The following is a 26,906-nucleotide window of genomic DNA, read 5'->3' on the forward strand; positions in this document are numbered from 1 at the left end:
GTCTTGCGCCATGTCAAGGACGCGACTCGACCAAGTAAGCGATTATTGCAAAGTTCGTTCACGTTTCCTTGGTTGCAACGACAGGAGAGATACATGAAACCGAAAAAAACCCTTATACTTCTGGCCAGTGAAGACAGGATGCGGTTGTGCGAGAATACCGGGGTCGGCAAGGGGGTGCGCGAGTTCGCCGCCAAAAGCGTGGAAGACTACGATGACATCGCCGCTGGGTATGCCGACATGCCGGGCCGCGGGCAGGCAGCCCCGGGGGTTGCCGGCCACAAATTCGAACGCCCGACCTCCGAACGCGACCAGGCGCGCGGTGATTTCGCGACCCATGTGATCGCGGAAACCGCACAGGCCTTCAGCGCCGGCGGCTACGACAGGCTGGTGATGGCGGCGGCGCCCAAGATGTTGGGCGAACTGCGCCAGAGCCTGCCCAAAGGCTTGAAAACGGCGCTTTTGGAGGATCTGGCCAAGGATCTGACCAACACGCCCGAGGCTGACCTGGCCGGCCATTTCGCGGATGTGCTGGCGGTCTGAGCGCCGCGTTGCCGTCCGTGGCAGCCGATGACGACGGCGGGCGGCATCTGCGCTATGATGGCCAAAAGCGATCTGGCGGGGGAGTCCGAGGGATGAATGAGAACGACAAGCTCAATGGCCGGCTGCATGGCGAACAGTTCGAGCCCGACCGGCCCGACAGCATCGGGATGCGGGTCCTGTTTACCATCCTGATCGCGATGATGGTCAGCGTCAGCCAGACGGTGTTGGGGGTTCTGACGGTGATCCAACTGGTGATCATGCTCGTGAACAAGGGCGAGGCAAACCGTAATCTGGCCGATTTTGGTACCGACCTTGGCGTCTGGATCGCCAAGGCTGCGCGCTACATGACCGCCGGGTCGAACGTCAAGCCGTGGCCGTGGAGCGAGCTCGACTGAGCCGCGCCTCGCGCTTCGGCCGTTTCAATTCAGACGCGCCCGCAGCACCCGCAACATGTTACCACCCATCACCTTGGCAATCTGCGCCTCGGTCAGACCGGCGCGCAGGAGCGCATCGGTGAGGGCCGGCAGTTCCGACGTGTCGAACGCGGTGCGCACCGCGCCGTCGAAATCCGAGCCGAGCGAGATGGCGTCCTCGCCGACCGCGGCAATCCCGGCCCGGATCATCGCGGCGATGCCGTCCGGGTCGATCCGGTCGCAGGCCACCTCGGCCCAGTAGCCGATGCCGATCACGCCGCCACTGGCCGCGATGCCGCGCATCAGTTCGTCGGGCAGGTTGCGCTTGACCGGGCAATGCGAATGGATGCCGGAATGGCTGAGCACGATCGGCACATCGGTCATCGCCAGCACGTCGCGCACCACCTGCTCGCTGGAATGCGCCACGTCGATGATCGCCGGCCGCCGGGCCAGTTCGGCCACCACCTGCCGGCCAAGCTCGGTCAGGCCGTGATTGCCGATCCCGTGCAGCGAGCCGCCGAGCTCGTTGTCGAAGAAATGCTGCAGGCCGAATACCCGGTGGCCAGCGGTGATCAGCCTGGCCAGGTTGTCGAAATCGCCCTCCAGCGGGTGCAGACCCTCGACCCCGAGGATGGCGCCGGTTACCCGTTTGTCTTTCGCCCGCGCGTCGAGCACCGCCTCGAGATCGGCGCGGCTGCGGATGATCCTGAGCCGTCCCTCCGAGGCCGCCTCGAACCGTTCCAGCTTTTGCGCCTGATAGATCGCGCGCTCGAAGATCGACGTCCAGGTGCGGATCGGCCAGAGCTGGCCAAAGGCGAGCAGGGTGATGTTGTCCCGGGCCTCGGCAGAGTTGCTGTCGTAGTTCATCCCCGCCGGCGTCTTGGTCACCGCGGTGAACACCTGCACCGCGACGCCGCCCTCTTCGAGCCGTGGCAGATCGACCTGGCCGCGGGTGCCGCGCTGCAGCAGGTCGCGTTGCCACAGCAGGCTGTCGGCATGCCAGTCGCCCACCACCAGACGGTCATGCAAGGCCCGCGCCGCGTCGCTGACCGGGTAGGGGTCATGCTCCGCCACCCGGTTCTGCTGCCGCTCGACGATGCCCGGCGCGAAGGTCCAGAACCCGATCAGTCCCAGCGCCGCCAATACCACCACGGACAGCAGCAATCGCCGCACCCATTTCATCGCGCCACCCCCCTCGTCCGGGTGCGATTAATTCATGGGTCGCGATTCGTCACAACGCTGCCGCGAGGGAAATCCGGACCGGTCCTTCATCTGGCTGGAAATATCCCGGGGGTCCGGGGGCAGAGCCCCCGGTCGGTCGGAGGGCGCCGCAGGCGCCCTTCGACTCCTCTCAAAGCGCCCGCCAGCCGATATCGCGGCGGCAGAACCCTTCGGGCCAGTCGATCCGGTCGACCATGGCATAGGCCCGGTCGCGTGCCTGCTGCAGGCTGGCGCCCCGCGCGGTAACGTTCAGTACCCGTCCGCCCGCGGCCACGATCTGCCCGTCTTTGCGGGCCGTTCCGGCGTGGAAGACCATTTGGAAACTGTCCTCTGGGCAGGTCTCCAGCCCCCGGATCACGCTACCTTTCGCGTAATCGCCGGGATAGCCTTTCGCGGCCATCACCACCGTCATGGCATGGTCGTCGGCCCAGTCGACGCGGGTTTCGCCGAGCCGCCCTTCGGCGGCGGCGTGGATCAGGTCGAAGGCCTGCGCCCCCAGCCGCATCATCAGAACCTGGCATTCCGGGTCGCCGAAGCGGACATTGTATTCCACCAGCCGTGGCTGGCCGTCCTTGATCATCAGTCCGACAAAAAGAACGCCCTGGTAGGGCGTGCCGCGCCGGGCCATCTCTCTGAGCGTCGGGCGCACGATCTCGTCCATGGTCTTCTGCACCGTGGCCTCGGTCATCACCGGCGCCGGGGAATAGGCGCCCATGCCGCCGGTGTTGGGGCCGGTGTCGCCTTCGCCGACGCGCTTGTGGTCCTGCGCGGTGCCGACGGGAAGCGCCGCCTCGCCGTCGCAGAGCACGAAGAACGAGGCTTCTTCGCCCTCCATGAATTCCTCGATCACCACCTCGGCACCGGCTCCGCCGTAGGCGCCGCCGAACATGTCGTCCAGCGCTGACAAGGCCTCGTCGAGCTCCATCGCCACGATCACGCCCTTGCCGGCGGCGAGTCCGTCGGCCTTGATCACGATCGGCGCGCCCTGTTCCTCGACGTAAGCCTTCGCCGCCGCCAGGTCGGTAAAATGCGCATAGGCCGCTGTCGGCGCGCCGGCGGCATCGCAGACCTGCTTGGTGAAGCTTTTCGAGGCCTCGAGCCGCGCCGCCGCCTCGGACGGGCCGAACACCAGGATGCCGGCCTCGCGCAGCCGGTCGGCGACGCCCACCGCTAGCGGCGCTTCGGGGCCGACGATCACGAAGTCGATGGCGTTTTCCACGGCGAAGGTCACCACGGCGCCGCCATCCATGATGTCGAGCGCGGCGCATTCGGCGATCTCGGCGATGCCGGCATTGCCCGGCGCGACGATCAGCTTGTCGCATTTCGGGTTCTGCATCACCGCCCAGGCCAGCGCATGCTCGCGCCCGCCGCTGCCGAGAATGAGGATGTTCATGCCGCTCTCCCTTGGCCTTCGCTCGGGCGCGTTCTAAGCTGGCGGGGCACAAGAGACAAGCGAACCAGATGTCCGACCTGATCGACGATCCCGTCCCCGGCCAGAACGAGCCGGAATATTCCGTCACCGAGATCTCCAACGCGATCAAGCGGGTGATCGAGGGCGAGTTCGGCCATGTCCGCATTCGCGGCGAGGTGGGCCGTGTCAGCCGACCCCGCTCGGGACATGTCTATCTCGATCTCAAGGACGAGAAGTCGGTGCTCAATGGGGTGATCTGGAAGGGCGTCGCGTCCCGTCTGGCGGTGCAGCCCGAGGAAGGCATGGAGGTGGTGGCCACCGGCCGGATGACCACTTTCGGCGGCCAGTCGCGTTATCAGATCGTGATCGAGGACATCAAGCCTGCCGGCATGGGCGCGCTGATGGCAATGCTGGAAAAACGCAAGCAGCAGCTTGCCGCCGAAGGCCTGTTCGCCCCCGAGCGAAAGAAGAAGCTCCCCTATCTGCCGGAAGTCATCGGGGTTATCACCTCGCCCTCGGGCGCGGTGATCCGCGATATCCTGCACCGCCTGCGTGACAGGTTCCCGCGCAAGGTGCTGATCTGGCCGGTGGCGGTGCAGGGCGAACGTTGCGCGCCGGAAGTGGCCCGCGCCATTGCCGGATTCAACGCGCTCGAGCCCGGCGGCCGCATCCCGCGCCCCGACCTGCTGATCGTCGCCCGCGGCGGCGGCAGCATCGAAGACCTCTGGGGCTTCAACGAAGAAATCGTCGCCCGCGCCGCGGCGGCCTCGGACATCCCGCTGATCTCCGCCGTCGGGCACGAGACCGACACGACGCTGATCGACTATGTCGCCGACAAGCGCGCGCCCACACCCACCGCCGCCGCCGAACTGGCGGTGCCGGTGCGGCTGGAACTGCTGACCTGGGTCGAAGGCCAAGGCGGCCGCATGACCCACGCACTGGGGCAGGGCATCGCGGCGCGCGGCCAACGGTTGCGCGATCTCTCGCGCGCGCTGCCGCGGGCGGAGACGTTGCTCGATGGCCCGCGCCAGCGGCTCGACCGCGCGTCCGACCGGTTGCCGGCGGCGCTCACCACCGGCGTGCAGCGCCGCAAGGTCCGGCTGTCGGAGGTCTCTGGCTCGCTGCGGCCCTCGGTGCTGAGCCGGCAACTGGCGCAGGACCGCCATCGTCTCGACGTGGCGCTGCAGCGACTCGCAACCGGCCTCAGCCAGGCCATCGAGCGCAAGCGCGAGGCCTTGGGGCGCCGCGCCGATCGGCTGAGCCCGGCGCCGATTCTCCGCGAGATCAACCAGAAATCCGAGCGGTTGCAAGGGCTTGCGCGGCGGCTGTCAGACGCGGCCAGACGCCAGTCAGACGAGCGGCGGCAACGGGTCGAAGCGCTCGATCGGCTACGCGAGACGCTGGGCTACAAGGCGACGCTCCAACGCGGCTATGCCGTGGTGCGCGGCGATGACGGGGTGTTGACCACCAAGGCGGCGGCCGAACAATCGCCCCCGCGCGAGATCGAGTTTGCCGACGGCCGGCTGAAACTTGGGGCGGTCTCCAAGGTGAGGCGGGCAGGAAAGTCCGAGGAGCCACCCGAGCAGGGAACGCTGTTCTGAGGCGGGGCGAACATTCGCTGCAGCCGACGTGGATTGCGGGGACCGCGCCGCCCGGGGGTTAGACACCGATCTTCGGCCCGAGGCAGGTCATCGGCTTGTCGCTCTGTTCGACCTCGTAGAGTTCGCGTCCCGAAGGGTCGTTTTCGAACCGCGCCGCCAGCCCACCGGCCTGGAGCCGGAATGACCAGCAATGGTGATCGTCAGGGCGGTCTTCATAGGCGAAACAGATCAACCCGGCGTCCTCCCACCAGTATCCATCCATGCATTGCCCGTCGAGAAACGACCACCGCACCTTGCGGTCCGGCAGGTATTCCTCGGCCCCGTACGGTCGCCCGTTCGAGCTGTAGTAGTAGGTCTTTCCGAGGGTCAGCGCCTCGAACTCCGCGGCGCTCAGTTGGTCCTGCGCCGCGGCGAGGCCGGGCCAGAAAAGCAACAGGAGAACGACGGCGCGCCACATGGGGCGGAGGTTACGCCCTTCCCGGAAGGCGGGCAAGCGCGCGGCGCATGATCCGGCGCCAGAGCGGCGGATATAGGGCGATTGCTCCCATCACCGGCAGCGTATGGGGCAGGATCGGCATGGTCCCGCGCAGCCGCAGCGCCGGATAGGGCCGGTCGGGATGCAGGTGGTGGTCGGAATGGCGCGGTGCATTCACCATCAGGGCCGAGCTGAACCAGTGCGGCGAATTCCAGCTGTGGGCGTCTCCGACCGGTTCCGGTTTGCCGCCGTCGCGCACGGCGCGGCGAAGCCCGTAATGCTGCACGTAATCCGAGAGCAGGATCTGCATCTGGGCATGGAGGGCGAGGAAAAGACAGGCCGCCAGACCCGCTGGCCCGGCCAGCAAGAGGCTCGCTGCAAGCACCACAGCGGCGATCAGCCCGTAGCCGAGATAAGGGTGGCTCCAGACCGGCGGCGGTGTTTGCGCCCGCGCCCGCAGGGCGTTTTCGGCGCGCAGGCCGGCGCCGAAGGAGCCACCCCAAGCGCGGGAACAAAAGCGATAGAATCCAAGACCTTCCGGTGCGGAATTCGGGTCGGACCCGGTGCCGACATGGACGTGATGCACCAGCAGATGCGCCGAGGCATGGTGGCCCATCAGCAAAGACGCGTAGATTGCACGACCCAGCCGGCGCGCGGCCCGGGCGTCGTTGTGGATGAGCTCGTGGGCGTTCGGGTGCGCAACCTGCCCGAACCACAGCCCCCCCGCAACGAGCGTGACGACCCGGTCGGCGAGGCCGACGTCGCCCCGGGAGACCGCCGCCAGCAGCGTGACGAGCAACGTGAAATGCAGCCCGCCCAACACGACGGAGAGGATCTTGCCGCTCGGAAACTCGGCCCCGTCGGTCGCCTCGGGCAGGAGCCGCGGCATGTAACGGTCGAGCAGGGCGGTGAACACCGTCATGTAGAAAAGCGCGGCCCAGGGCCAGATCCCACCGGCCAGCGCCGCCGCACCGATCAACGCGACCGGTAGAATTGTGGCGATGGCAAAAAGGGTCATGTGCATCCCGGGGCTCCTTTCGGCCGGTCTGGCGGGTATTGCGGCGGATTTCACGGTATCATCGGGTAAATTCGAAGGCACGGCCAACGCAAATCGCGCCTGCGAAGTCGTTTTTAGCCTCGCGTGCCGGGCGGCTTGGGCTTTAGGAAGGGAGGCGGAGTGACAGGAGGGCGCGGCGATGGCGCTGGGCGAGAAAAAAGGCGTCTGGAAATCAGGCAAGGGCAAGGGGCGACACACGCCCAAAGGCCGGCAGCTGGACGATGCCGCGCTGGCCGAGGTCCGGGCGCTGCTGGGCGACCGGCCACGTCGCCGCGACCTGCTGATCGAGTTCCTGCACCTGATCCAGGACGCGCATGGCCATCTGTCGGCAGCACATCTGCGCGCGCTGGCCGAGGAGATGCGGTTGAGCCAGGCGGAAGTTTATGAAGTGGCGAGTTTCTATGCCCATTTCGACATCGTGAAGGAAGGTGAGGCCCCGCCACCGCCGCTGACCATCCGGGTTTGCGACTCGCTGTCGTGCGAACTCAAGGGCGCTCAGGCGCTGCTGGCGGCACTGAAAGACGGGCTCGACCCGGCCGAGGTGCGCGTGGTGCGCGCGCCCTGCATGGGCCGCTGCGATGCCGCGCCGGTGCTGGAGCTGGGACACAACCAAATCGATCACGCCACGGTGGCGCGCGTCACGGACGCCATTGCCGCTGGGGATATCCATGCGGAAATCCCAGATTATCAGGGGCTTGAGGCTTATCGTTCCGGTGGAGGATACGAGGTTCTGACGCGGCTGCGTCAGGACGGAGACTGGGAAGATGTGCAGGCGCAGGTGCTCGGGTCGGGACTGCGCGGGCTTGGTGGCGCAGGATTTCCCTCGGGGCGCAAGTGGGGCTTTGTGCGGGCGCATCCCGGGCCACGCTATCTTGCCGTCAACGGCGATGAGGGCGAGCCCGGAACCTTCAAGGATCGCCACTACCTGGAGCGCGAACCTCATGTCTTTCTCGAGGGCGCACTGATCGCCGCCTGGGCGGTCGAGGCTGTGCATATCTTTGTGTATATGCGCGACGAGTACCCCGCCGTGCGCGTGATTCTGTCTCGCGAAATCAAAGCTCTGGAAGACGCAGGTCTTGTGGACAAAGGCTTCATCGAGCTGCGCCGCGGTGCCGGGGCCTATATCTGCGGCGAAGAAAGCGCGATGATCGAGTCGATCGAGGGCAAGCGCGGCGAGCCGCGCCACCGTCCGCCTTTCGTGGCCGAGGTCGGGGTCTTCGGACGGCCGACGCTGGTGCATAATGTCGAAACCCTCTACTGGGTCGCCCAGGTGATGAAAGACGGCTCGGAACTGCTCAATTCGGTTGAGAAAAACGGTCGTAAGGGGCTGCGATCCTACTCGGTGTCCGGGCGGGTGAATTCCCCGGGTGTTTATCTGCTGCCCGCTGGCTCCACGATCGTGGATGTCATCGACGCGGCCGGTGGCATGGAAGACGGTCACACTTTCAAGGCCTATCAGCCGGGTGGGCCGTCCTCGGGGCTGTTGCCTGCCACGATGGACGACATCCCGCTCGACTTCGACACGCTGCAGCCGCACGGGTCGTTCATCGGATCGGCGGCGGTGGTGGTTTTGTCGGACCATGATTCCGCACGAGATGCGGCGCTCAACATGCTGAAATTCTTCGAAGACGAAAGCTGCGGCCAGTGCACCCCCTGCCGCGTCGGCTGTGAAAAGGCGGTGAAGCTGATGCAGGCCGAACGCTGGGACCAGGGGCTTCTGGAAGAGCTGTGCGAGGCGATGGCGGATGCGTCGATCTGTGGGCTGGGGCAGGCGGCGCCGAACCCGATCCGCCTGACGATGAAACATTTCGGAGACGAGGTTTGAGCCCGATTCTCGCCGTCTCTGCCATCCTTTCCGCCCTCTATTGGGCGGTGTTCTGCCATCGCGGCGCAAGCTGGCCGAAATCGCTGGTCAAGACCGCCTCGGTGCTGCTGCTGGCGTTCGCGGCGTGGCAGGCGGGTGGGGCGTGGGGGCTGATCGTCGCGCTGCTCTTGTGCGCACTGGGTGATTTCCTGCTGTCGCGCGACGGCAAAGCCGCGTTCATGGCCGGGGTCGGGGCCTTCGCGGCGGGCCATGTCGCCTATGTCGTGCTGTTCGCCAGCCGCGCGACCGCCGATCCCGCGCGGCTGTGGCAGATGCCGCAGAATGTGCTGGTCGCCGGGCTGGCTATGCTCGGCGTCGTCATGGTGGCGGTGCTGTGGCGCCGGGCCGGGGCGCTGCGCGGCCCGGTATTGGCCTATGTCCCGGTGATCCTGGCGATGGGTATCGCTGCGCTGATGCTGCCACCGGATTTCGAGGCGGTTCTGGTTTTGCCGGCGGCGCTCTTGTTCATCCTGTCCGACTTCGTTCTGGCGATGGAGATGTTCGTGCTGCGGGCGGACCAGGCCCTGCGCCGCCTCGCGCCGTTCATCGTCTGGCCGACCTACTGGCTGGCGCAGTTGGGGTTCACCCTGGCCTTTGCGCCCGCGGCGGCCTGATCCGTGGCGATTGCGGTAGACGACTCAGACACCGTCCTTTGCCCGGACCGCACGGCAAGGCAGATCAGGCGCCGCACGGTCGTTGCATCTGACGCGCACGATCAGGATTCTCACAGGGTGGACGGAGCCGTTTCGCCTGACCGGTCGGCGCAGCCCACGGAAATGAGGCTGTGGCGGACGCCGCAATGCCCGATTGCGTCGCGCAGGGGGCGTTCGGGACATCTGCGGACCGGATGCGCTGGGCCAGACCGAGACGTCTGACCGCGCCGCGGACCGCCCCCACGAGAACCCGGTTCGCCGCGCGCGTCGGGCATCAATCTGCCTTTTCATGTCCGCCGCGGAGGATTAAGTGGAGAGAAAGGCATCAAAGGGGCGCTCATGTCGTTTTTCCGCAAGCTCAAGGACCGGCTGTTCAAATCTTCCTCGAAGCTCGAGGAAGGGCTCGACGCGATTGTCGAGGACGGGGGCGTCGAGGAAGAGATCGAGGTCGAAATCCCCGATGAACCCGAAGGCGAGGCCGTCCGCGAACCGGCGGCCGAACCTGAACCGCGGACGGAACCCGAGCCGGTGTTGGAACCGGAGCCTGAACCGGAACCCGAGCCTGAACCTACATCAGAACCGGTGCCCGAACCCGAGCCCGAGCCTACACCGGAACCAGAACCCGAACCGGAGCCTCAACCGGAACCAGAACCGGAACCAGAACCGGAACCCGAACCCGAGCCTGAACCCGAGCCCGCGCCGCGCGAAATCCCGCCTGCGGAGGAGCCTGCGCCTGCGCCAGCGCCCGACGAGGTGCCGGCCCCGGTCGAACCTGAGCCCACCCCCGAGCCTGAGCCGATCCCGGCTCCCGAACCCGAGCCCGAAGCCGAGCCCGAACCGGCGCCTGCGCCACTGCCGCAGGAGGCGCCGGAGGAGGTGCCCCCTGCCGAGGAGCCCGCACCCGCCCCGGAGCCCGAGGAACTGCCTGAGGACCGGCCGGTCGAGACGCCGCGGCCTTCCGACCCCGCACCCGAGCCGGCGCCGGTCGAGATCCCGGACGAGACTCTGGCCGATGCGCTCGCCGGGCCGGGATCGGTCGCGGTCGAGGCGACCAGCCGCAAACCGGGCTTCCTCAGCCGCCTGTTGCGGCGCGAGAAGAAGACGGTGGTGCGCCGGGTGCTCGACGACGACATGCTGGAGCAACTCGAGGAACTGCTCATTGCCTCGGACATGGGCGTCGACACCGCGCTCCGCGTCGCCGCCAACATGGCCGAGGGCCGGCTCGGCCAGAGGCTTTCCGTGCAGGAGATCAAGGAGCTGCTTGCGGGTGAAATCACCCGGGTGATGGAGCAGGTCGCGCGCCCGATGCCGCTTTACCCGAAGAAACCGCAGGTGGTGCTGGTGGTCGGCGTCAACGGCTCGGGCAAGACCACGACCATCGGCAAGCTCGCCAGCCAGTTCAAGGCGGCAGGGAAAAAGGTGGTGATCGCCGCCGGCGACACCTTCCGCGCCGCCGCCGTCGAACAGCTTCAGGTCTGGGGCGAGCGCGCCGGCGTGCCGGTGCTGACGGCGCCGGAAGGCTCCGATCCGGCCAGCCTCGCCTTCGACGCGCTGAAGCAAGCCGAGGCCGACGGTGCCGATCTTCTGATGATCGATACTGCCGGGCGGTTGCAGAACCGCAAGGACCTGATGGAGGAACTGGCCAAGATCGTCCGCGTGATCCGCAAGATCGACGACAGCGCGCCGCACAATACCCTTCTGGTGCTGGATGCGACCACCGGGCAGAACGCGCTCAGCCAGGTCGAGGTGTTCCGTGATATCTCGGACGTGTCGGGCCTGGTGATGACCAAGCTCGACGGCACCGCCAAGGGCGGGGTGCTGGTGGCGCTGGCCGACAAGTTCGGCCTGCCGATCCATGCCATCGGCGTCGGCGAGCAGATCGACGACCTCGCCCCGTTCGACCCGGCCGAGTTCGCCGCGGCGCTGACCGGGCTTGAGCGGTGAGGACTGCCTGGGCCGCCGCGGCCCTGCTACTGATGTCGAACTCTGTACAGGCTGTGTCACTTGCTGATTGCCTGCAAGATCGGGATGCCTTGCGCGCCGTGCTCCCGGCGAATGTGCCGGAGTTGACGGAATCGGTCGGAGTTTTCGAAAACACATGGTGTGCGTTGGATTTGCCAGGGCAACCCGCGCCAGTCGCGTGGCAACGAAATCGCGATGCGCATGGTTTTTCCGTGGCAGTGCGGTATCCTGCGCCGTTTTCGCGGGTCAAACTGCCGCTCGGTTTCGACCTTGAAGCACGATATGATGCACAGGACCGGTCGCTTCGATTGACCGAACTTTTTCTGACGCGCAATGTGCACGGCCGGTACCATTTGATGGGCCGAATTGGCGAAGTCGATTTGACAACTGTCGAAACCGCGCGTGAGAGCCTCGACACCATGACCCTTTCATCGGCGCGTTTGGTGATCACCGGCAATGCCGGTTTCATCGCCAAAACGGCCGGTGGCTTTTTCGGCGTCGATCCGGATGAGGCCCGGCGCGACGCTGCCGTGGCTGCAGATCAACGGGCCGCGATGCTGGACAAGTTTGCAGAGAGCATGCCACCTTGGCTGTTCGACGCGGGGGGCCAACAGGAGTTGGCCGCGTTGTTGCGGGATTATCCGCACCGCGGCGGCACCCTGTCCATCGAATTACCAGATTCGCCGGCGTTTCCGTTTTTCCGCGTCTACCGCTTTGCGGTATTGGGTGAAATCCCCACTGAGGCGGTCTGGACGAAAGAACTGCAAGGTCTGGTCCTTTCGCTCTTCTGGCAACCGGGCACATGAGCGACTGGATAGTGGCACTCGAAGGCACCGAAGCGGGGCACCGCGCGGCGCTGATCCTGGCCCTGACGGCGGCGGTGCTGCACGCGATTTTCGGAGCGCTGCAGAAGGGGCGGTTCGATCCGTGGCTGAGCCGTGGCGCGATCGACGGCTCCTACGCGCTGATCGCCGCCCCTTTTGCCTTTTTTGTCGTGCCCTGGCCCGAGCCGTTCATGTGGCCGATCTTCGCTGCCGCCTATGTCATCCACACCGCTTACAAGCTCATCCAGGCGCAGGCCTATACCAAGGGGGCCTATACCGTGGTCTACCCGGTGGTGCGCGGTACCGGGCCCCTGTTTACCGTGATCGGGGCGTGGCTGCTGTTTGGCGAAACCTTCACCTGGGTGCAATGGCTGGGCGTCCTGACGCTGCTTGCGGGCATCTATGGGCTGGCGCTCTACAATCTGCGCAAGATCACGGTGGGGCGCGATACCTTGCCCACGGCGTTGGGGCTGGCGGTGCTGGGCGGGCTGTTCGTGGCGCTCTACACCACCTGGGACGCGTATGGCATCCGCGCCACCGCCGATCCGTTCACCTTTCTCGCGTGGTTCTTCCTGATCGACGGGCTGACCTTCCCGGTGATCGCCGGGCTGCGCTATCGCTCGATGCTGTCGCCGCCGCCGCTGGTTCCGTTGTTGCGGATGGGTGTCATGGGCGCTTTCATCGCCTTCGCCTCATTCGGGTCGATCATGCTGGCGACGCGGCTCGACAAGGTCGGCGAGGCGGCGGTGCTGCGCGAGACCTCGACCGTCTTTGCCGCGCTCATTGGCTGGGTCATGCTGGGTGAATCGACCGGGCCACGTCGAATCGCGCTGATGGGCTTGATTGCTGCCGGCGCAGTGATAGTTGAAATAGGAGGATAGGAGAGCAGGCATGGCCGAACCCAGAGAGATCAACCCGGTTCTGAAGATGGCGCTGGAACTGGGGCCGGTGATCGCCTTCTTCGTCGCCTATGTGAAGCTGAAGGATGAGGTTTTCACCCTCGTCGGCACCGAGTATTCCGGCTTCATTGTGGTGACGGCGGGGTTCATCCCCCTGATGCTGATCTCGACCGCTATCCTGTGGAAGCTGACCGGCCACCTGTCGAAGATGCAGGTGGTGACGGTGGTGCTGGTGATCGTGTTCGGCGGGCTGTCAGTGTGGCTCAACGATCCCAGGTTCATCAAGATGAAGCCAACGCTGCTTTATGTGCTCTTTGGCGGCATCCTTGCGGTGGGGCTGCTGCGCGGGCAGAGCTATCTGCGCCACGTGATGGACGGGATGATGCCGCTTGAAGATGAAGGCTGGACGATCCTGACGCGCCGGCTGATGTGGTTCTTCTTTGGCCTGGCGGTTGCGAACGAACTGGTCTGGCGGCTGATGTCGGAAGAAGCCTGGGTGAATTTCAAGACCTTCGGGCTGACCGCGGCGATTTTCCTGTTCTTCATGACCCAGGGCAAGCTGTTCCGCGACTACGGAACCGACGAGAGCTGAGACCCATGCCGCCGCTCGGGCGAAAACCGGTTGACGTAGCGTAAACGACGGATATTGACCGAGCTTTCCCCGGTTTTGCCCGTTTCTTGCCACATATGGTCGGCAGAAATTCGCTCATGTTTGGATATTATGCGAAAATGCTCTGGGCGCTGCTCAGTTCGGTTCCCGCGATCTCGCCTCAGCGGATCTGGCCTCTACTGGTTTTTCTTATGGGGTTCGTGTCACTGCGCAACCTCGCGATGGACGAGAACACGGCTTTCGTCTTTGCCGCGGTGATCGCGCAGGTGGTGGTGGTGTGGCGCAACCTGCCCGAGGCGGCAGCCGAGTTGCGCCGGGTCGGCTCCGAGAACACCACCGTTCTGAACCTCGGCGTTGCGGCGACCATCGCGGCGGCGGCGGTGCAGCTGTGGATGAACGATCCCGCCGTCACCCAGCACGTGTTGTCGGTGTCCTGCCTCGTCTACGCGCTGGCGATGCTGTGGGGCGCGTTGGGCCATCCGCGCATTCGCGAACTGGTGGTGCCGTCGAGCAATGGCCGGCCGGTGCCGGAAGAGCCGCGCACCCACCTGCTGCGTCTCAACGTGATGGCGGCGCTGACCCTTGTGGTGGTGAACGAGGCGATGGTGCTGGCGCATATCGACCTGGCCATGCGAGTATCGATCCTGGCAGTGGTGCCGCTGCTGATTCATGTCCTCTACGAGGTGACGGTGATCCTCACTCTGCCGCTCGAGGATTTTTGAGCCGGCTCACCGGATTTCCGCTTTCGCGCCTGAAATTGGTCTATCTTGGCCGCTAGGCACGGTTCATGTCTCCGTTTCGCCGATATTCCCTGCTGTTGTGGCTCCTGCTCCGGTCGATCCCGCCGGTCTCGCCGGGACGCCTTCTGATGCCGGCGATCTTTCTGTCCGGTTGGACGCTGCTGCGGGCGCTTGAGATCGCGGAAGCCCGGGCCTTCGTCTGGGCGGCGGTGCTGGCGCAGGCGGTGCAGGTCTGGGCGGTTCTGCCGATCTCGGCCTGGCACCAACGGCGCCTGTTCGGGCGTGCCCGTCGGGCCCTGTTTGCAGCCGTCGCTGTCTGTTTCACGGTACTGGCGCTGCAGGTCTGGTGGGCCGACCCGGTGTTCAGCCAGCGCGTGGTGACGGTCTATTGTGCGTTCTATGTCGGCGCGATGCTGGCCGGGATCCTCGGCGACCAACTGTTCATCGACCGCTTCGTGCCGGTCTCGGACCCGCAGGCGGTGCCCATGATCACGCGCCGCCACCTGCTCAAGCTTTACGCCCTCGTTGCGTTCCTGGTGATCGTGGTCAACGAGACGTTGCTGGCCATGACCGCGCCGCTCGGCGCCCGGGTCGCCGTTCTGGCGCTTCTGCCCATCGCGCTGCATATCTTCTACGAGATCGTGTTGCGCCTGACCCTGCCGCTGGAGGATGACCCCGAGCCGGAGCCCTAGCCCTTCTGTCCGAACAGTACCTTGTGGCTGTCCTGGTTCTGCTGCGGGGTTTGGCGCAACTCGGCATAGAGTGCACGGCCGGCTTTGACGCCTTCCCGCGCTCCGATCTGTTCCAGCCAGCGGGCGAAATGCGGCTTGTCGTCGAGCGTCTGCTGTTGCCCCTCCCAGAGCGAGGCCCAGGGCCAGATCGCCATGTCGGCGATCGAATAGAAATCGCCCGCCACGTAGTCGTTTTCGGACAGCCGTGTATCGAGCACCCGGTAGAGCCGGGCGACCTCGTTCCGATAGCGATCCTTGGCATAGGGAATGTCCTGCGGCGGGTCCATCACCGGGGCATATTTCAGGAAATGATGCGCTTGGCCCGCCATCGGCCCGACGCCGCCCATCTGCCACATCAGCCATTCCTCGACGGCGATGCGGTCGCGCTCGGTTTGGCCGTAAAACCGCCCGGTCTTGCGCGCCAGATAGATCAGGATCGCGCCGCTTTCGAACACCGACACCGGTGCGCCGTCCGGTCCGTCGGGATCGACAATCGCCGGCATCCGGTTGTTCGGCGAGATCGCCAGGAACTCGGGCGCGAACTGTTCGCCCTTGCCTATATTGACGATCCTGGTGGTGTAAGGCAGGCCCATCTCTTCCAGTGCGATGGAAATCTTCCACCCGTTCGGCGTGGGCCAAAAATAGAAATCGATAGGTTGGGGCATAGCGCGTCTCCTTTGCCGCTATCATGCCAGCTTGGCGCCGTCGCGCAATGGCGGGGTGCGACAATTTGTTGACCCGGCAGCCGCGCCGCGCTAAAGCGCCCTTGTGGCGATTTGTTACCGGATTGCGGGCCACGTAAAATAACTCCGCTAAAGAGGTCATCGGATGGGGACCCCCGTCGCATGGCCGCGACCGGGGGTTTTTTGATGGGTCTGCCCGTTTCTCCGGGGGCCCCGCAAAGGAGCGACCGATGAGCGATTGGAAAAAGCGCACCCAGCTGGTGCATGGCGGTATCCGCCGGTCTCAGTACAATGAGGTGAGCGAGGCGATCTTCCTTACCCAGGGCTTCGTCTATGACAGCGCCGAGCAGGCCGAGGCGCGGTTTCTCGACGCCGAGCCCGACGAGTTCATCTACGCCCGCTACGGCAACCCGACCGTGGCGATGTTCGAGGACCGCATCGCCGGGCTGGAAGGGGCCGAGGACGCTTTTGCGACCGCCAGCGGCATGGCGGCGGTCAACGCGGCGCTGACGTCGATGCTGAAGGCCGGCGATCACGTGGTCGCGGCGCGCGCGCTCTTTGGCTCGTGCCTTTATATCCTTGAAGAAGTTCTGCCGCGCTTCGGGGTCGAGGTCACGCTGGTGGACGGCACCGATCTGGCCCAGTGGCAGGCGGCCCTGCGCCCGGACACGCGGGCGGTTTTCTTTGAATCCACTTCCAACCCCACGCTGGAAGTCATCGACATCAAGGCGGTGGCGGATCTCGCGCACAAGGTTGGCGCCACGGTGATCATCGACAACGTCTTCGCCACACCGGTGTTTTCCCGCGCGCTGGAGCAGGGCGCCGACGTGGTGGTCTATTCCGCCACCAAACATATCGACGGGCAGGGCCGGGCGCTGGGCGGGGTGATCCTCGGCACGCGCGAGTTCATCCGCAAAACCGTCGAGCCTTACATGAAACATACCGGTGGGGCGATGTCGCCTTTCACCGCCTGGATCATGCTCAAGGGGCTTGAAACGATGGACCTGCGGGTCAGGGCGCAGGCGGCTTCGGCGCTGGCCATCGCCGAGGCGTTGCAGGGCCACGACAAGTTGGCCCAAGTGATCTATCCCGGCCATCCCAGCCATGCCCAGTTCGACCTGGTCAAGGCGCAGACAGGGCAGGGGGGCACGGTGCTGTCGGTCGATCTGAAAGGCGGGCTGGATGCGGCGTTTCGTTTCCTCAACGCCTTGCAGATCGCGGTGATCTCGAACAACCTCGGCGATGCCAAGTCGATCGCCACCCATCCGGCCACCACCACCCATCAGCGCCTGCCCGACGACCAGAAGGCGGCGCTTGGCATCACGCCGGGCCTTGTCCGGTTCTCGGTCGGGCTCGAGGATACAGACGATCTTGTCGCCGACGTTATGCAGGCGCTTGAGAAAGCCTGACAGCGGCGTCAGCCCGGCGGAGACGGCCCGACGAACTCCGCGATTTCGCGGGCGAGATCGGCGTCGTGGCCCAACCAGATATGCCCACCATCGGGATAGATGACCAATCGCGCGCCCGGCACGCGCGCGGCGATAAGCCGGGCGGTTTCGGCGGTGCCGAACCGGTCATCCTCGGCAGAAAGGATCAACGTCGGCGCGGTGATGGCGGCGAAGTCGAGATCGGTGGGATGGCCCGAAAAATACCCATCATTCATCATGCCCCGCGCCCTTGGTGCAATCGGCATCAGGTCCGTGAGGATCAGATGCGCCCGTTCGCGTTCGGCGGGGCTCACCCGATCCAGCAGGACCGGATCAGTGGCCAGAAGCGTCCCGAACATGCGCTCGGGCGCCAGCGTCGCCAGGCTCCAGAACCAGAAATCCGAGGTCAGAACTTGCCTTACAAGAAACTGCTGCAGGGCGGTGAATTCAACCGGGTCGCGCCCGCTCAGATTGGCCGCCGGCACCATCAGGATCAGCCGGCTGCACCGGTCGGGGTGTCGCCGGGCGAAAGCGGCCGCCGGAAGCGCTCCGGCCGACCCACCGGCCACAGCGATCCGTTCGATTTGCAGATGGTCGAGCAGATCGGCGAAGGCATCGGCCTGGTTGTCCGGGCTGGGCTGGTCGGGAAAAGCACTGCGCAGATATCCGAAACGGGACGGCGCGATGATTTCGAAACCACGCTCGATCAGCCCTTGACCGAACCGCAGCCCCTGGTCAAACCCGCCCCCGGTGCCATGGACCATCAGCAGCCGGGTGCCGTCGCCGGCGCGGGCGAATTCGATTGGGCCGAACCGGGTCTCGGCCAGCTGGCTGCGTTGCGTCAATCGCCGCCGCGCACTCGCCAAGGTCGCGCGAAAGGAGCCGGCGGCATAGCTGCCGGCCGCCAGGCCCAGTGCCCCCAACCCGCCCAACATCGCCCTGCGTGTCCACATAACCCCGCTCCCCAGGATGAATTCCCTTCTTTTTCTATAGCGTGCGGTCTGGCGGCGCCTTGACGCAAGACAACCACCCGGGCGGGCAACGTGAATGACGCCGCCGCCGCTCGCACGTGCGCTCCCTGCGCTTATCGCACCATGCGCATTTCGCGGCGCAAACCTGCCGGCTCGTCACCGGATGCAGCGGCGCGTGACCCTGAAACGCCGAAAAAACTGATCTGTCTTCGCCGGCCAGCGTATCTATGAGCAGAAAGATTGGAAATTCTGGCGCCCCGGCACTACATTCACCGGGTACCAGCAGCCCAGAAGGGGAGCAGGCAGATGAACAAGATCACGCCGGAGATCGACAAGGCGCCGTCGCGCGACGAGGCCGAAACCGCGCTTTCCCGTCTGCGGCAATGGGCCGAAACCGCCAGTCCCGAGGAAGTCGCCGATCTCGATCCGGCGATCGCGCGGCTGTTGCCGGATGCGGCGATGTCGAACTATCCCGCCCTGGCCCGGGCCTATCCCGAAGAGTTCGAGGTCGACGAAGCCTACAAGGCGACACTGCCGGACCTGCAGAACGGCCCGGAAAGCCTGATCAAGGGCGCGCGCCGGGTGATTCAGCATGTCGGGATTTCGAATTTCCGCCTGCCGATCCAGTATCACACCCGCGACAACGGCGATCTGACGCTGGAAACCTCGGTGACCGGCACGGTCAGCCTCGAGGCGGAAAAGAAGGGCATCAACATGAGCCGCATCATGCGCTCGTTCTATGCCCATGCCGACAAGACCTTCTCCTTCGAGGTAATCGAGGCCGCGCTTGAGGACTACAAAGCCGATCTCGAAAGCTTCGACGCCCGTATCCAGATGCGGTTTTCCTTCCCGATGAAGCTGCCGTCGCTGCGCTCGGGGCTCGAGGGTTACCAGTATTACGACATCGCGCTGGAACTGGTCGAACGCGACGGGGTACGTACCAAGGTCATCCACCTCGACTATGTCTACTCCTCGACCTGCCCGTGCTCGCTGGAGCTCAGTGAACATGCCCGCCAGTTTCGCGGTCAACTGGCGACGCCACATTCGCAGCGCTCGGTGGCGCGGATCTCGGCCGAGGTGCTGTGTGGCACCGATTGCCTGTGGTTCGAGGATCTGATCGACCTGGCGCGTCGCGCGGTGCCGACCGAGACCCAGGTCATGGTCAAGCGCGAGGACGAACAGGCCTTCGCGGAACTGAACGCCGCCAATCCGATCTTTGTCGAGGATGCGGCGCGGCTGTTCGCTCAGCAACTCGAGGAGGACCCGCGGATCGGCGATTTCCAGGTGGTGGCCAGCCACCAGGAAAGCCTGCATTCGCACGATGCCGTGTCGATCCTGACCGAGGGCGACCTGTTTGAGGGCGACAGCGTCGATCCCAAGCTCTTCACCACGCTGTTCCACGTCGGCTGAGCTCGCCCGAGGTTAAAACTCGCTTCCCCGCGGTCTCTGGCATTGTGTCAGGTTTGGCCGTGACCAGCGAGTGGCGCGGGCAAGGTCGCGTCGCGTATCCCGGGGTGCGTCAATTCCGGCCATTTCCCGGCGCTGGTCTATACATTAGGGTTTTCGCATATTTATCTCGTGCGGGAGAGCCCTTTTGGTCATCGTCACCACAGCCGCCGTCCTGCTCTGGGGCGTTTTCGTCGGGATCGTATTCTCGGCCATCGGCGCGGCTGGGGGCATTCTGACCTCGTTCGGGCTGATCACGCTGTTCGGCGTGATGGAAGCCAATTCCGTCAAGCCGATGACCCAGCTGGTTGTGCTGGCGACCGCGCTGGTCTTCGTGCCGGGTTACATGCGCCGGGCCAGCGCCGTGGTGCCACTGGGGCTGCTCCTGGGCGGTGGTGGGCTGATCGGGGCCTATGCCGGTTCGACCCTCTCGTCGCTTTACCTGTCGGACATGGCCCAGTTCCGGCCTCTGTTCGGCGTATTGACGCTGGCGGTGGCCGCGCAGCTTTTCTGGAAGCTCTTGGGTCCGGGCCAGGCGCCGGTGACCGGCGTGACGCCGGGTGGCGCCGTGCAGTTGGTGCGCACCGATTTCAGCGGGGTGATCTTTCGCTATGCCGGGCGGCTCTATTCCGTACCGGCGTGGTCGCCGTTGCTGGCCGGGGCAGTCATCGCGATGACCGCGGCGATCTTCGGTGTGGGGGGCGGGTTTCTGCTGGTGCCCTACATGGCGTCGTTCCTGATGATGCCGATGCATATCATCCCCGCCACGGCGGCGATCGCGATCATCATGTCGCTGGTGGTTTCGATCAGCAACTTCCTCCGTCTCGGCGCGCCGCTGGACTGGGGGCTGTTGTTGCCGCTCACCATCGGCGCGGTTGCCGGCGCGATCATCGGACCACAGGTCAACAAGGCGATGAAGAACAGCGCGCTGCAGGCGGTGATGGGCGTGATCGTGTTTGCAATCGGGGTCAAGTACATCCTGTTTTGAGCTGTGGCTGGTCTCAGCGATTTCGCTGGCCGCTGTTTGGCCTGGAACGGACGGTGCCGTTTCGGATCGCGCCGCGCTCCGACCGACGCGGGGGAGGCGCTGCCTCCCCCGCGCCCCCTCCGGGATATTTATGGTCAGATGAAGGAGGACGCGCGTGTCTTCCTCTTTCTGCAAATATCCCGGGGGGAGGTCACAAAACACGCGTGTTTTGTGACTTGGGGGCTGGCCCCCCAGCCGGTCGGATTGGCGACGCCAATTCGAAACCGATGCTCGCTTCGGGCCAAAACCGAACAGGATCCGATCGCAACCGGAGCCATGTTACCGGGCGCCACCCTGATCACGCCGCCTCGCCGAACACTTCGCCGCGGAAGAGATGCAATTCTACGGCCTCGCTCCAATGACTATCGGGCAGCCCGGCCTTTCGCTTGAGCGCGTTCAGAAAGTCCTGCGGCTCAGGCAGGCTGTCCCAGACCTGCGGCAGGAACACGCCGCGATGTCGCCCGTCGATCAGGATCGCGCCGGTCTCGCCCGAAACCAGCGCGCCCCGCGCTTCGGTTTCGCCGTCGAACCTGAGCCGGGCCGGACGGCTGAGCACCGAAAGCTTGATGCGGATCGCTGCCAGTTCTCCGGTAACCACTGGGCCGAAACGCGGATCGGAAAACCCGGCCTTGCACGTGTTCTCGGCGACATCGCGCACCAGCGGCGCCCGCGGCGCGATGGAGCCGATGCAGCCGCGCAACTGACCATCTTTTTCCAGCGTAACGAAACTCGCGGCAAAGCTCTGAAGCTGCGGGCTATAGCCCCGTTCCGCCCGTTGCGACGCCCCGCCGCGATTGACGCGGTCGCTCAAGGCCTCGCGCGCCACCCGCAGCAGGTCAGAGCGCGGTCCCTTTGCGAGCATCGCATCCCCCGGCGCGTGCAGGCTCCAAGCGCCGTAACCCACCACCCGGGACGCATCGCCGGTGGTGTCGTAGGAGGTTCTCATCCCCAGCCGCAGCGCCCGGGCCCCGCTGCCGGTGTTCGAGGCGAGATACCCGGCGATTCCGCCCGCGCCGCAAGCATCCTGGCCGGTCAGGGCGGCGTAATCGCCGGTCTCGATCTTCTCGGACGTGGCGGCATCGCGAACACGGGCGGCATCGCGGGTCAGGAAATGGCTCAGGTCGCTGGAGAGCACGAACAGCGTGTGATCGGTGTCGTCCGCGGCCAGGTGATCGATTGCAGCCGCCACCTGCGCCACCGGGGCCTCGCCGACCACCAGCGGCACGATCCGCGCGTTCGGGTGCAGGGCGTGGAGGAAAGGGAGCTGGGTTTCGATGCCGTGTTCAAGGTCGTGTGCGGCGTCGAGCAGCACCGCGTGGCCGGCCTGCACCAGCCCGTCACAGGCGGTCCGGTCGATGGCAAGGCTCATCCCCGGCAGGGCATAGCCTGCCTGGCTGGGCACCGCGATGCCGGCGAAGGCGTGGCGATGTGCCGGTGACAAGATGACGACGCGGGCAATATCATGGCCGGCGCTCATCCGCAGCGCCGTCGCCGTCAGCACGCCACTGTAAGGATAGCCCGCATGCGGCGAGATCACTGCCCGCGGCCGGGTCGGAACCGTATCGACGGTCCGGCCCGACTCGGCGAGCAGGTCGTCGACTGTCTGGTGCAGCGTGGCCGGATCGCCGGGGAAAAACCGGCCTGCCACGCCAGATCTGCGCAGGGTGCTGTCCATCGCTGCTCTGACCTTTCGGTTGTTCTGCCGTTTATTTTGGCATGATGCCGGCAGATTTCCATGGGGTGCGGCGGAATACCCGGACGGCGTTGGCGGGGCCGGTCTTGCCGCAATGCAGCAAGCGGGTGGCGGGCATGCAGAAATGTCAGTGGTACTGCCATATTACCATCCTATCTTGGTCGCAGGGAGGAAACCAAAAGCAAAAAACATGAGGAAGGTTTCCAAAATGACTGATATCACATCCCAATTCTCATTCTCCGACCGCCCCCGCTCGGGCTATGAGCGGATGTTCGCATCGCTCCTGCGCGGCATGAATGCCTATGCCGATGCCCGCTCGCGGCGTGACCGGATTGCGGCGCTCGAAGCGAAATCGGACGCAGAACTGGCGCGGTTGGGGCTCAAGCGCGACCAGATCGCCTATCACGTCTTCCGTGACATGTTCTACGTCTGATAAGTGGCGCGACGCCGCCGAGGGCCTGACGCCCCGTCCCCCGGCGGCGACCCGGCGGAGCGTCGCCGATGGGCGCGCAAGTGCCTCAAATTCGCCAGATTGGCGCGACATCCTCCCCTCCAACATGCACCGAGTCTGTCGGAGTAAATGGGATGCAAGGTTTTTCGGTCGTTTTTTTCGCCGTTCACTCGATGGTGCGGAATCCGGGAACGACTCTACGCCTGACCGTATTGCCCTGGATGGTCGGGATGGCGGTCGCGTTTGCCCTGTTCCAACTGATGGCAGGGCTTGACCTGACGGCGGCGCTGCCCGGGCAGCTTTCCCAAGTGGCGGCGCTCACAGGCTATTTGCCGGCGCTGGTGATCTCGCTTTTCGTCTTCTGCATGATCGGCGCCTGGGTGGCGATGAGCTGGCACCGGCACATCCTGCTCAGGGAAGAGGCGGTTGCGGTGTTGCCGAAGAACAATTCCGAGTCTTTCGACGGCTATTTCGACGCGGTGATGAAATTCGCCCTGTTGTCGCTGGTGATCTTCCTGATGATCAAGTTTCTGCTGGTGCCGCTGGTGCCGGTGCTGGGGCTGGGCGGCCCGGGGGGTAAGATCATTTCGATCGGAATCAACGCGCTTCTGGTCGCCATCGTGCTGCGCCACGGTCTGGTGTTGCCGGGCGCGGCCATCGGTAAGCCGATCGCCATGGACGAAAGTTGGCAGGCGACCAGTGGCTATTCCGGGCCGATCTATGCCGTGGCCCTTTGCATCACGCTGTTCGTCGATCTCGCCGGACAGCTCCCGGCCGGCAACTTGGCCGGCGTCGCGCTTCAGATCACCGCCGCCTGGGCCGGGCTGATCCTGGCCGTCGGCGTGCTGACCGTGCTTTACGGCGTGCGTATCCAGGGCCGCCGGATGATCGTGTAATCCGGCATCGTGGACGCGCTGCGCGCACGGCCCGGGTGGCTTGACAGCGCGGCCTGCCCGCGCCAACGCTGCGCCTCATGATAGATTTGCGACCCGTCGGATATGTGGTTGGCCTGATGGTGGCCGCGCTGGGGCTGACCATGCTGCTGCCGCTGATCGTCGATCTGGCCGAGGGTCGTGGCCACTGGCCCGCCTTCGCCGAATCCGCGGTGCTGACCACGCTTGTCGGCGGTCTGGTCGCACTGGCTTGCCAGAACGGCGTCCGGTCAGGCCTGACCCTGCAGCAGACCTTTCTTCTGACCACGGGCGTCTGGTTGGTTCTGCCGGTGTTCGGGGCGCTGCCCCTGATGCTGGGGGCAACCCAACTGAGCTTTACCGATGCGTTTTTCGAGGCGATGTCGGGGCTGACCACGACTGGCTCGACGGTTATTTCGGGGCTCGATACCTTGCCCAAGGGGTTGCTGCTTTGGCGCGGGATCCTGCAATGGCTCGGCGGCATCGGAATCATCGTCGTTGCCATGGTCTTCCTGCCCGAGCTCAGGGTCGGGGGCATGCAGATCTTCCGCTCCGAAGCGTTCGACACCATGGGCAAGATTCTGCCGCGTGCCACGCAGATCTCGGGCCAGATCTCGGTGATTTATGTCGGGCTCACCCTTGCATGCACGCTGACCTACCTGATGCTCGGCATGGATGCCTTCGACGCCACCGTGCACGCGCTTACCACGATGTCGACGGGCGGGTTTTCGAATTACGATGCGTCGTTCGGCACCTTTTCCGGGCCGGCGGAATACGCGGCCTCGCTGTTCATGGTCCTCGCGGCGCTGCCCTTCGTGCGCTACGTCCAGATGATCAACGGCCACGCCAAACCGTTCTTTCAGGATACCCAGATGCATGCCCTGCTGGGCACCATCGCCGTTCTGGTGGTGATCACGACGCTGATCCTGACCACGATCTTCCCGCACCACTGGGAACAGGCGATGCGCGAGGGGCTGTTCAACATCACGTCGATCATGACCGGTACCGGCTATGCCTCGGTCGACTACATGGGTTGGGGACCATTCCTGATCACCATGTTCTTCTTCATCGGCCTGATCGGCGGCGCGGCCGGCTCGACCACCTGTTCGGTCAAGATCTTCCGCTACCAGATCTTGTTCTCGTCGATCCGAGTCCAGCTGCGCCGGACCGCGTATCCGCATGGCGTGTTCCAGCCGAAATTCGACGGCCGCCCGATCACCGATGACGTGCTCAATTCGGTGATGGCGTTTTTCGTGTTCTTCACCGTCACGCTGGGGCTTCTGGCGGTGGCGCTGTCTCTCACGGGGCTTGATTTCATTACCTCGCTGTCGGGCGCGGCGACGGCAGTGGCCAATATCGGCCCCGGGCTGGGCGACACGATCGGGCCTTCCGGGAATTTCGCACCGCTCAACGATACCGCGAAATGGATCCTCACCTTCGGCATGTGGATTGGCCGGCTCGAGCTGATGGCGGTGTTTGCGCTGTTCACGCCTCAATTCTGGAGGGCCTGATGAAGCGACCCCTCGGTGCGCAAATCTCGCACATGCTGAAATCCCGCGGAGTCGAGGTGATCTTCGGCATCCCCGGAGTGCATAATGTCGAGCTCTATCGCGGCATCGAGGAGGCCGGTCTGACCCATGTCCTCGCCCGCCACGAACAGGGCGCCGGCTTCATGGCCGACGGTTACGCCCGCGCCACAGGCCGCCCCGGCGTCGCCTTCACCATCACCGGCCCGGGCCTCACCAACATCCTGACCCCGCTGGGCCAGGCCTACAGCGACTCGGTCCCGCTGCTGGTGATCTCTTCCTGTCTCGACGAAACCGCCGCCACCCGCGGCCAGCTCCACCAGATGCGCGACCAGCGCGCTGCGGCGGCCACCGTCTGCGACTGGTCAGAGGAGGCCCGGACGGCAGAGGCGGCGTATACCCTCATCGACCGCGCCTTGACGGAATTCCAGATGGATCGCTCGCGACCCAAGCATCTCCAGGTGCCGATTTGCCTGCTGGGCGCCACCGCGCATTCAGCCCCGGCGTCGGATCTGGAGACCCCAAGTCCCATTTTGGCTTCGGGCTCCACGTGGATTGACGATGTGGCCTCGGCCTTGGCCGAGGCCCGCCGTCCGCTGTTCATTTTTGGCGGTGGCGCGGTCGGAAACCAAAGCGAGCGCTTTGTCGAGAAGGTGCTGGACCACTACGGGGCCGCAGCCTTCACCACCTATGCCGGGCGAGGACTCGTATCGCCTGACTACCCTCTGTATTTCGGTTCAACTCTGGCGCGGCCGACCAGCCCGGATATTCTGAAGCAATCGGACTTGGTGATTGTCGTCGGGGCGTCGCTCGATGAAGTGGACCTGTGGCGATCCGAGTTGGGACATGATTGCCGCTTGATTCGTGTCGATACCGACCCTGAGGTCCTCTATGACCGGCACGCCGCCGATTGGCCGATCCGAAATGACGCACGCGACTTTATGCAGACGCTTACGATACACGGGCTTCGTCTCGGGGGCGGTGAATCGGACTGGACCCCTGAAGACGTTGCCGCCACCCGTGCCCATTGGCGGGCCGAGGCCGATGCCGAACGCCCCGGTATCGTGCCGATCTGCGACGCGCTGCGCACCTGTCTGCCGGACGACACCATGATCTATTCCGACATGACGCAATTCGCCTATGTCGCCAAGGAGGTCTGGGACATGCCCCGTCCCGGCCACTGGCATCACCCGACGGGCTTCGGCACGCTGGGCTATGCCATGCCCGCCGCCATCGGCGGGGCGGTCGCCCGCCGCGCGGCCAATCTGCCCACCCTCGCCATCGCCGGCGACTATGGCTTCCAATACACGCTGCAGGAGCTTGGCACCGCGGTCGAGCTTGGCCTGCCGCTGCCGATCCTGCTCTGGGACAATGGCCGGCTTAAGGAAATCGAGGACAGCATGGTGGCCAGCCAGATCGCACCCAACGCGGTGGTGGCGCGCAATCCTGATTTCCTGAAACTGGCCGCGGCCTACGGCGCCCGTGCTGCCCAGCCTGCGACACTGGCCGAGCTGCAGCGCGACGTGCTCACGGCGCTGCGTGCAGACCGGCCGACGCTGATCCGCATGACACCGGCGCTGACCGCCTAGCGGTCGAGCACGCAGGGTGGGCGATGGATTTGCCTGCCTTCTTCTGCAAGTGAAGCTTCAGGCAGCCGGGGCTATGCGGGGAGTTCGATCGGACGTCTGCCGAGGCTCAAGGTTAGCCCGCCGGGTGCACGGCGGGTTGACCGTTTCGCGAACGTGATCAGACGCGGCCAGCTGCCATACG

At 65.2% G+C, this 26,906-nt stretch carries 25 protein-coding genes and 1 riboswitch; of the genes, 18 read left to right on the forward strand and 7 right to left on the reverse strand.

The features are described 5' to 3' along the window. The first annotated feature begins 93 nt into the window (after positions 1 to 93). Together NO357_RS18845 and NO357_RS18850 are read left to right on the forward strand one after the other, a co-directional pair. Positions 94 to 540 (forward strand): baeRF12 domain-containing protein, encoded by a 447-nt coding sequence (locus NO357_RS18845; RefSeq protein ID WP_306737293.1) that lies wholly within the window; start codon positions 94 to 96, stop codon positions 538 to 540. A gap of 92 nt (positions 541 to 632) precedes the next feature. Then, entirely contained in the window at positions 633 to 935 is a 303-nt protein-coding gene (locus NO357_RS18850) for a DUF4389 domain-containing protein (protein ID WP_306737294.1), read from the forward strand. Positions 936 to 959: 24 nt separating this feature from the next. Here the strand turns inward: NO357_RS18850 and NO357_RS18855 are convergent, their stop codons facing one another. Both NO357_RS18855 and purD read right to left on the reverse strand, forming a co-directional pair. Beyond that, positions 960 to 2,135 carry a membrane dipeptidase gene (locus NO357_RS18855; protein ID WP_306737295.1) on the reverse strand — a complete coding sequence of 392 codons (1,176 nt, stop codon included), beginning with the start codon at positions 2,133 to 2,135 and terminating at the stop codon, positions 960 to 962. A 169-nt stretch (positions 2,136 to 2,304) separates the two neighbouring features. Next, the gene (purD, locus tag NO357_RS18860; protein WP_306737296.1) at positions 2,305 to 3,567 is read right to left on the reverse strand and encodes a phosphoribosylamine--glycine ligase; all 1,263 of its coding nucleotides are present in this window, start codon (positions 3,565 to 3,567) and stop codon (positions 2,305 to 2,307) included. Between the two features lie 68 nt (positions 3,568 to 3,635). Here purD and xseA point away from each other — a divergent pair, with 68 nt between their 5' ends. Next, positions 3,636 to 5,186 carry an exodeoxyribonuclease VII large subunit gene (gene xseA, locus NO357_RS18865; protein WP_306737297.1) on the forward strand — a complete coding sequence of 517 codons (1,551 nt, stop codon included), beginning with the start codon at positions 3,636 to 3,638 and terminating at the stop codon, positions 5,184 to 5,186. A gap of 58 nt (positions 5,187 to 5,244) precedes the next feature. Here the strand turns inward: xseA and NO357_RS18870 are convergent, their stop codons facing one another. Continuing rightward, entirely contained in the window at positions 5,245 to 5,643 is a 399-nt protein-coding gene (locus tag NO357_RS18870) for a hypothetical protein (RefSeq protein WP_306737298.1), read from the reverse strand. A gap of 10 nt (positions 5,644 to 5,653) precedes the next feature. Beyond that, on the reverse strand, positions 5,654 to 6,685 hold the full coding sequence (locus NO357_RS18875; RefSeq protein WP_306737299.1) for an alkane 1-monooxygenase: 1,032 nt from the start codon (positions 6,683 to 6,685) through the stop codon (positions 5,654 to 5,656). Positions 6,686 to 6,857: 172 nt separating this feature from the next. Here NO357_RS18875 and NO357_RS18880 point away from each other — a divergent pair, with 172 nt between their 5' ends. The 8 genes from NO357_RS18880 (at position 6,858) to NO357_RS18915 (ending at position 14,962) form a co-directional block, all read left to right on the forward strand. Then, complete coding sequence (locus tag NO357_RS18880) at positions 6,858 to 8,543, forward strand: NAD(P)H-dependent oxidoreductase subunit E (RefSeq protein ID WP_306737300.1); 1,686 nt, start codon at positions 6,858 to 6,860, stop codon at positions 8,541 to 8,543. Further along, on the forward strand, positions 8,540 to 9,196 hold the full coding sequence (locus NO357_RS18885; protein ID WP_306737301.1) for a lysoplasmalogenase: 657 nt from the start codon (positions 8,540 to 8,542) through the stop codon (positions 9,194 to 9,196). The genes NO357_RS18880 and NO357_RS18885 overlap by 4 nt, the downstream gene beginning before the upstream one ends. Positions 9,197 to 9,574: 378 nt before the next feature. After that, entirely contained in the window at positions 9,575 to 11,179 is a 1,605-nt protein-coding gene (gene ftsY, locus NO357_RS18890; RefSeq protein ID WP_306737302.1) for a signal recognition particle-docking protein FtsY, read from the forward strand. Positions 11,180 to 11,211: 32 nt separating this feature from the next. Next, on the forward strand, positions 11,212 to 12,003 hold the full coding sequence (locus NO357_RS18895) for a hypothetical protein (RefSeq protein WP_306737303.1): 792 nt from the start codon (positions 11,212 to 11,214) through the stop codon (positions 12,001 to 12,003). Further along, entirely contained in the window at positions 12,000 to 12,902 is a 903-nt protein-coding gene (locus tag NO357_RS18900; protein WP_306737304.1) for an EamA family transporter, read from the forward strand. Before NO357_RS18895 ends, NO357_RS18900 begins: the two co-directional genes overlap by 4 nt. A gap of 10 nt (positions 12,903 to 12,912) precedes the next feature. Continuing rightward, positions 12,913 to 13,512, forward strand: coding sequence for an inner membrane-spanning protein YciB (locus tag NO357_RS18905; RefSeq protein ID WP_306737305.1), 600 nt, complete (start codon positions 12,913 to 12,915; stop codon positions 13,510 to 13,512). 116 nt (positions 13,513 to 13,628) lie between these two features. Continuing rightward, complete coding sequence (locus tag NO357_RS18910; RefSeq protein ID WP_306737306.1) at positions 13,629 to 14,252, forward strand: hypothetical protein; 624 nt, start codon at positions 13,629 to 13,631, stop codon at positions 14,250 to 14,252. A gap of 65 nt (positions 14,253 to 14,317) precedes the next feature. Continuing rightward, positions 14,318 to 14,962, forward strand: a complete 645-nt coding sequence (locus tag NO357_RS18915) for a hypothetical protein (RefSeq protein WP_306737307.1) — start codon at positions 14,318 to 14,320, stop codon at positions 14,960 to 14,962. On the opposite strand, the gene NO357_RS18920 is transcribed toward NO357_RS18915, so the two are convergent. Further along, a complete protein-coding gene (locus NO357_RS18920; RefSeq protein ID WP_306737308.1) occupies positions 14,959 to 15,666 on the reverse strand; it encodes a glutathione S-transferase N-terminal domain-containing protein in 708 nt (235 codons plus the stop codon). The genes NO357_RS18915 and NO357_RS18920 overlap by 4 nt on opposite strands. A 93-nt stretch (positions 15,667 to 15,759) precedes the next feature. Then, positions 15,760 to 15,838, forward strand: a riboswitch (SAM riboswitch). Between the two features lie 76 nt (positions 15,839 to 15,914). Here NO357_RS18920 and metZ point away from each other — a divergent pair. Then, on the forward strand, positions 15,915 to 17,093 hold the full coding sequence (gene metZ, locus NO357_RS18925; RefSeq protein ID WP_306737309.1) for an O-succinylhomoserine sulfhydrylase: 1,179 nt from the start codon (positions 15,915 to 15,917) through the stop codon (positions 17,091 to 17,093). An 8-nt stretch (positions 17,094 to 17,101) separates the two neighbouring features. Here the strand turns inward: metZ and NO357_RS18930 are convergent, their stop codons facing one another. Then, positions 17,102 to 18,064 (reverse strand): alpha/beta fold hydrolase, encoded by a 963-nt coding sequence (locus NO357_RS18930; RefSeq protein ID WP_306737310.1) that lies wholly within the window; start codon positions 18,062 to 18,064, stop codon positions 17,102 to 17,104. A 324-nt stretch (positions 18,065 to 18,388) separates the two neighbouring features. On the opposite strand from NO357_RS18930, the gene folE2 reads away from it, so the two are divergent. Together folE2 and NO357_RS18940 are read left to right on the forward strand one after the other, a co-directional pair. Then, entirely contained in the window at positions 18,389 to 19,492 is a 1,104-nt protein-coding gene (gene folE2, locus NO357_RS18935) for a GTP cyclohydrolase FolE2 (protein WP_306737311.1), read from the forward strand. A 184-nt stretch (positions 19,493 to 19,676) separates the two neighbouring features. Next, the gene (locus NO357_RS18940) at positions 19,677 to 20,516 is read left to right on the forward strand and encodes a sulfite exporter TauE/SafE family protein (RefSeq protein ID WP_306737312.1); all 840 of its coding nucleotides are present in this window, start codon (positions 19,677 to 19,679) and stop codon (positions 20,514 to 20,516) included. Positions 20,517 to 20,853: 337 nt separating this feature from the next. Here the strand turns inward: NO357_RS18940 and amrB are convergent, their stop codons facing one another. After that, positions 20,854 to 22,230: an AmmeMemoRadiSam system protein B gene (amrB, locus tag NO357_RS18945; RefSeq protein WP_306737313.1), complete on the reverse strand. Its 1,377-nt coding sequence runs from the start codon at positions 22,228 to 22,230 to the stop codon at positions 20,854 to 20,856. A 226-nt stretch (positions 22,231 to 22,456) separates the two neighbouring features. Between amrB and NO357_RS18950 the strand changes: the two genes are divergently transcribed. From NO357_RS18950 to NO357_RS18965, 4 genes are all read left to right on the forward strand, one after another. Then, complete coding sequence (locus tag NO357_RS18950) at positions 22,457 to 22,681, forward strand: hypothetical protein (RefSeq protein ID WP_306737314.1); 225 nt, start codon at positions 22,457 to 22,459, stop codon at positions 22,679 to 22,681. 152 nt (positions 22,682 to 22,833) lie between these two features. Then, on the forward strand, positions 22,834 to 23,595 hold the full coding sequence (locus NO357_RS18955) for a hypothetical protein (protein WP_306737315.1): 762 nt from the start codon (positions 22,834 to 22,836) through the stop codon (positions 23,593 to 23,595). A gap of 77 nt (positions 23,596 to 23,672) precedes the next feature. Continuing rightward, positions 23,673 to 25,121 carry a TrkH family potassium uptake protein gene (locus NO357_RS18960; RefSeq protein ID WP_306737316.1) on the forward strand — a complete coding sequence of 483 codons (1,449 nt, stop codon included), beginning with the start codon at positions 23,673 to 23,675 and terminating at the stop codon, positions 25,119 to 25,121. Beyond that, on the forward strand, positions 25,121 to 26,725 hold the full coding sequence (locus NO357_RS18965; RefSeq protein WP_306737317.1) for a thiamine pyrophosphate-binding protein: 1,605 nt from the start codon (positions 25,121 to 25,123) through the stop codon (positions 26,723 to 26,725). The genes NO357_RS18960 and NO357_RS18965 overlap by 1 nt, the downstream gene beginning before the upstream one ends. Positions 26,726 to 26,906: the final 181 nt, after the last annotated feature.

The organism is Marimonas arenosa (assembly GCF_030848945.1).
GTDB lineage: Bacteria > Pseudomonadota > Alphaproteobacteria > Rhodobacterales > Rhodobacteraceae > Marimonas > Marimonas arenosa.